This is a genomic window from Thiolapillus sp., assembly GCF_048562965.1.
GTDB classification, from domain to species: Bacteria; Pseudomonadota; Gammaproteobacteria; order Chromatiales; family Chromatiaceae; genus Thiolapillus; species Thiolapillus brandeum_A.
The window spans coordinates 1-1,664 of sequence record NZ_JBHNMF010000666.1 but is presented as its reverse complement, the minus strand read 5'-3'; the positions used below and the strand labels follow the sequence as shown (position 1 = coordinate 1,664).

The following is a 1,664-nucleotide window of genomic DNA, read 5'->3' as shown; positions in this document are numbered from 1 at the left end:
AAGTTGTTGCGTAGTGCTTGGTGACCAGGACGGCTGGGGCACCAATAGGTTGTCAAAGGCCGAGTCGATTTTGGGGACTGGGATGTCCCAAAATCTATCACGAGGCAGAAGACACGCTTGGGCTTCTGGTTTCTGATAAGACTTTTCAGGGACACTTCAGTAAACTCGGCAGAACACACTGACAGGCACTATACCACTGGAGCACACTCAATCATGGCAAACATACTGGTCGTTGAAGATGATGAAGTCTTTTCCCGGCTGTTGACCATGCACCTCGAGGATCTCGGCCACACCCCGCTGGTGGCCCTGGACTTGGCGCAAGCCAGGACACATCTGAGTGAAATCATGCCGGATGCGGTCCTGCTCGATCAGCAGTTGCCGGACGGTTATGGCATGGACCTGCTGCGCGAGATCAAGGAGGAAAAGGATGCCCCCCCTGTCATCATGGTAACCGGCGTATCGGACAACGCACTGGTGATCGAAGCCATGAAGGCCGGCGCCTATGATTTTGTACGCAAGCCCATGGATGAGCTGGAACTCGATACCACGCTGAACAATGCACTTCACAGTCATCGGCTTTCACGCAAGGTACATGCGATCAGCAAGGCCACAGACTATGAAGTGGACATCAACCAGATCGTGGGCAAGAGCCCCAGCATCACCCGTTTGCTCAAGACCATAGGCAGTGTCGCTGCCAGTCGTGCCAGCGTGCTGATCACCGGCGAAAGCGGCACGGGCAAGGAAGTCGTGGCCAGAGCCATTCACCATCATTCGGAACGCAGCGGCCTGTTCCTGCCTGTCAATTGCTCTGCCATCGTCGAAAATCTGCTGGAAAGCGAACTGTTCGGCCATGAAAAAGGCAGCTTCACCGGCGCCGACAGGCGCAAACCGGGCAAGTTCGAACTGGCCAGTGACGGCACCCTGTTTCTCGACGAACTGGGCGAACTGCCTCTCAACCTGCAGGCCAAGCTGCTTCGGGTATTGCAGGAAGGCACCTATGAACGCGTCGGCGGTACCGAAACCCTGCATACATCGGCCCGCATCATCACCGCAACCAACCGCGACCTGGAAACCATGGTCAAGGAAGGCCGTTTCCGCGAAGACCTCTACTACCGTCTGAACGTGGTCAACATCAGCCTGCCTCCTTTGCGCGAACGCATGGAAGACCTGCCCCTGCTCACCAAACACCTGCTGCGCAAGATCAACCAGCGCCTGCATACCCAGATGCAGAATATCTCGGAAGCCGCCTGGTCGAGAATGCAGGCCTATGAATGGCCCGGCAATGTGCGCGAACTGGAGAATATTCTGACCCGCGCCACCGTGCTGTGCCGTGATGACACCATCACCCCGGATCTGCTGGGCATCGACGATGCGTCGGCCACGGACACGGAAGCCGCCACTGCAGGCAACTCTGAACTGGAACTGATAAGCCTCGATGTCCTGGAAGAAAGGCACGTGAGGCAGATCCTGGAATACACACGCTGGCACAAGGGCAAGGCCTGCACTATTCCAAGCGTGTCTTCGGCCTCGTGATAGATTTTGGAACATCCCAGTCCCCAAAATCGACTCAGCCTTTGACAACCTATTTGTGCCCCAGCCGTCCTGGTCACCAAGCACTACGCAACAACTTCGCAAGCTCGTTGCTGCTCCGTACTTGACTCCCA

The 1,664-nt window shown here is 56.5% G+C and carries 2 protein-coding genes; both read left to right on the top strand.

Annotated features, from left to right (window positions below; translation table 11 throughout):
* The first annotated feature begins 213 nt into the window (after positions 1-213).
* A complete protein-coding gene (locus tag ACOCD2_RS18935) occupies positions 214-1,533 on the top strand; it encodes a sigma-54-dependent transcriptional regulator (protein WP_293649897.1) in 1,320 nt (439 codons plus the stop codon).
* Positions 1,530-1,658, top strand: coding sequence for a hypothetical protein (locus ACOCD2_RS18930; RefSeq protein ID WP_293646551.1), 129 nt, complete (start codon positions 1,530-1,532; stop codon positions 1,656-1,658). Before ACOCD2_RS18935 ends, ACOCD2_RS18930 begins: the two co-directional genes overlap by 4 nt.
* The last annotated feature ends 6 nt before the right edge of the window (positions 1,659-1,664 follow it).